The 3,038-nt window shown below is 49.2% G+C and carries 4 protein-coding genes; 3 read left to right on the top strand and 1 reads right to left on the bottom strand.

Annotation, left to right across the window (positions count from 1 at the left end; genetic code table 11):
• Window positions 1-246: 246 nt before the first annotated feature.
• The gene (gene prxU, locus D5S03_RS05315) at window positions 247-978 is read left to right on the top strand and encodes a thioredoxin-dependent peroxiredoxin (protein ID WP_244156294.1); all 732 of its coding nucleotides are present in this window, start codon (window positions 247-249) and stop codon (window positions 976-978) included.
• Window positions 979-1,220: 242 nt separating this feature from the next.
• Window positions 1,221-1,568, top strand: a complete 348-nt coding sequence (locus D5S03_RS05310; protein WP_008868823.1) for a DsrE family protein — start codon at window positions 1,221-1,223, stop codon at window positions 1,566-1,568.
• Between the two features lie 13 nt (window positions 1,569-1,581).
• Here D5S03_RS05310 and D5S03_RS05305 read toward each other — a convergent pair whose 3' ends face one another.
• Window positions 1,582-2,355 (bottom strand): SagB/ThcOx family dehydrogenase, encoded by a 774-nt coding sequence (locus D5S03_RS05305; protein ID WP_008868824.1) that lies wholly within the window; start codon window positions 2,353-2,355, stop codon window positions 1,582-1,584.
• A gap of 392 nt (window positions 2,356-2,747) precedes the next feature.
• Here D5S03_RS05305 and rbp point away from each other — a divergent pair, with 392 nt between their 5' ends.
• The gene (rbp, locus tag D5S03_RS05300) at window positions 2,748-3,002 is read left to right on the top strand and encodes an RNA-binding regulator (RefSeq protein WP_008868825.1); all 255 of its coding nucleotides are present in this window, start codon (window positions 2,748-2,750) and stop codon (window positions 3,000-3,002) included.
• The last annotated feature ends 36 nt before the right edge of the window (window positions 3,003-3,038 follow it).

The following is a 3,038-nucleotide window of genomic DNA, read 5'->3' as shown; positions in this document are numbered from 1 at the left end:
TCCTGTCCAAATTTCTTGTTTTTTATGACAAGGTTTCAGCAGTAAGCCACTGTCTAAATTGTTTATCATAAAAAAATAAGTGCGGGACAGTCCCCAGACCTTGTGCCATGAACTACCACTGAGGAGCCCCGGAATGGTAACTGTCTCCTGAGGCTGCCGGTTCCAGACTTTTTAAAAAAAGTTGACAAAGTTGATTTATAATAATAGTTACTGTTCGCGGAAGAGAATTAAAAAAGGAGGTTATTTATGGCTGAAGAATTACCGGCTGGATGCGCCCGGCCAACAGGCGGCCCGGTTGGAGAAGAGCCCTCGGAAGAAAATGCGGAAGAAACAGGTATGGAAACCGGTTCAAAAAAGGAGCACAAAAAAATGATTCAAGTGGGAAGAAAAGCACCGGACTTTACGGCCCCGGGGTATCAGCAGGGCAAATTTGTAAATGTTTCATTGTCCGATTATCTGGGCAAATGGGTGGTTCTTTGCTTTTACCCGGGTGATTTCACCTTTGTCTGAGCTACAGAAATAGCAGCAGTTGCTGCTAAGTACTCCGAATTTCAAAATCTGGGCGTAGAAGTTCTGCCCATGAGCATTGACAGCATGTTTGTGCACAAGATGTGGGACGATCATGAACTGTGCAAGATGATAGAGGGTGGCGTGCCTTTTCCCATGCTTTCCGACGGCGGCGGAAGAGTCGGTAAAGTCTACGGTGTCTATGACGAAGACGCCGGTGTTGAAAACCGCGGCAGATTTATAATCGACCCCGACGGTGTTGTTCAGGGCTACGAAGTCCTTACCCCTCCTGTGGGCAGAAATGTGGAAGAGACCCTGAGACAGATCAGGGCGTTTCAGCACATCCGGGAGACAAAAGGCGGAGAAGCCACTCCGTCCGGATGGAGGCCCGGCAAGATGACCCTGAAGCCCGGGCCGGATCTGGTGGGCAATGTCTGGAAAGACTGGAAAGTAGAAATGGCTTTTGATTAAGCCGATACTTAACAATAGCGCCCGGTGCTGACTGAACGCCGGGCGTAACCATTGAGGGGGTGCCGGAATCACGCCTCTGGCGTGACCGGGGACAGTCCCGCACTTATTTTTTCCAACGCTCACACCTAAATTGTTTATCATAAAAAAATAAGTGCGGGACAGTCCCCAGACCTCGTGCCAGTAATAACCACCGAGGCCCCCCTGAATGGTTACCGCCGGGCGCTGCACAACCAGGAGCTTTTATGAGAAAAACAGCCCTTTTCGTGTTCAACGGTGATCCCATGTGTTTTATTCATGTCCTTCTCAATGCCCTGAATATGAAGGAAAAAGGACACGAAGCAGGAATAGTGGTGGAAGGAGCGGCAACAAAACTTATCCCCGAACTTGTCAGGGACGAGCACCCTCTAAGTGATCTGTGGTCAAAGGTTAAAGACAAAAACCTGGTTTATGGAGTCTGCAGGGCATGTTCCCACAAAATGGGCACCCTGGAGGACGCCAGGGATCAGAGCCTGGCGCTGCTGGATGACATGTCCGGACATCCGGGCATGGCAGGCTACCAGGACAGAGGATACGAAGTAATAACTTTTTGAGCGCAGTCTGGATTCAGATCAGGTCTGGAATTGTCAGTGCCTTGCCCACCGGTGCCACATAGACCGCGAATTCATCCTGTCCATTCAGGCCCACCAGTTCATCCATGGCTTCCTGGTCATATGCGGCCACAGCGCAGGTGGCCGCTCCTATGGCCTCGCATGCCAGGTACAGGTTCTGGCATACATGCCCGGCATCCATAAGAATCACCCTGTAGGCAGTGGGGCCGTACCTCCACTCCATGCGGTAGGGTATGCACGACCATACAAAGGTTGCAGCCCCCAGACCCACGAACTTCTGGCCGAAAGCCGCCCGAGACAGGTCTGCCGTCATACCGGGTATGCTTTTCAAGAGTACCAGCTCGTTTTCCAGGGGCAAAAAACGGTAAAGAGCCGGATCAAGTCCCTGAACATTGCGGGCGAAAATATAGGTTTCAAAACTGTGCCTGGCTCCGGCTGAAGGGACATTCCTCAGGGCTGTAAAATCACTGTTTTGTTTGCGAATGCCCTGAGTTGCCCACAAAAGAAAGGAGAGTTCCTGAATCTGCAGCGGTTCGTCGGAGTACTTTCTCCTGCTTTTGCGATTGGCGATTATTCTGTCCAGGCTTAAATCTTTTATGTAACTTTTCCACTCTTTTTCCGAACTCAAGGACAACCTGTAAAGAGAGGGGTCATAGGGTTTCTGAAGGGGTGGGGCGGGCACGCCCCTGTTTTGGTCAGTCTGTGAAAAATCTGTCTCTTTTCTCAGGGAATCCTTCAGGAAATCCCGCCCGGGTTTTTTATCAGACATAGTTTTCTCCCCGGCCCGAATCTGGAACATGGGCCATAATCTTTGTGGTTGAACTGCTGGAGAAGAGCATAAATGTGTTACCACCTGGTGTACGTGCGGTTAATTTATAATTTCAGAAGAGTACCAAGATGACAACCGCCTGAGGAGTACTGTTTATAATTCAGCCTAAATCATGCTGCAGTTGATGACAAGGCAAAAAAACCGACTGGAGAAGTTAACGTCTTGATATTGTTACCTCAAAAAAATAAAAAAAATGCAAAAAAAAGCTTGCATATCCAGCTCACTGAGACTATAAGGGTTCTTGCGTTGATCATTGGTCTATGTTGTCAGGCTGAAAAGGTGTAGCCTGGGGCTGATGATTATTTATTTTACTTTTTTAGGAGCTTTTTTTTATGACCAATTTGTACGTGGGCAATCTGCCCTGGAGCACAACCGAGGCCCAACTCCGCGATTCTTTTGCCGAATTTGGAGAAGTAAGTTCAGCCAAAATCATTGAGGACCGTGAGACCGGCCGTTCCCGTGGTTTTGGTTTTGTGGAGATGGAAAACGGTGCCGATGAAGCCATTGAAGCACTTAACGGCAAGGATTACGGGGGACGCAGCATCAAGGTCAACGTTGCCAAGCCCAAAAGAGAATCCCGCTTCTAAAAGGGCTTTTCCATAGTTTGCCAAAACCATCCCGGG

The organism is Desulfonatronospira sp. MSAO_Bac3, assembly GCF_003838035.1.
GTDB classification, from domain to species: Bacteria; Desulfobacterota; Desulfovibrionia; order Desulfovibrionales; family Desulfonatronovibrionaceae; genus Desulfonatronospira; species Desulfonatronospira thiodismutans.
The sequence above is the reverse complement of the archived record's forward strand: the minus strand, read 5'-3'. Positions and strand labels throughout refer to the sequence as shown.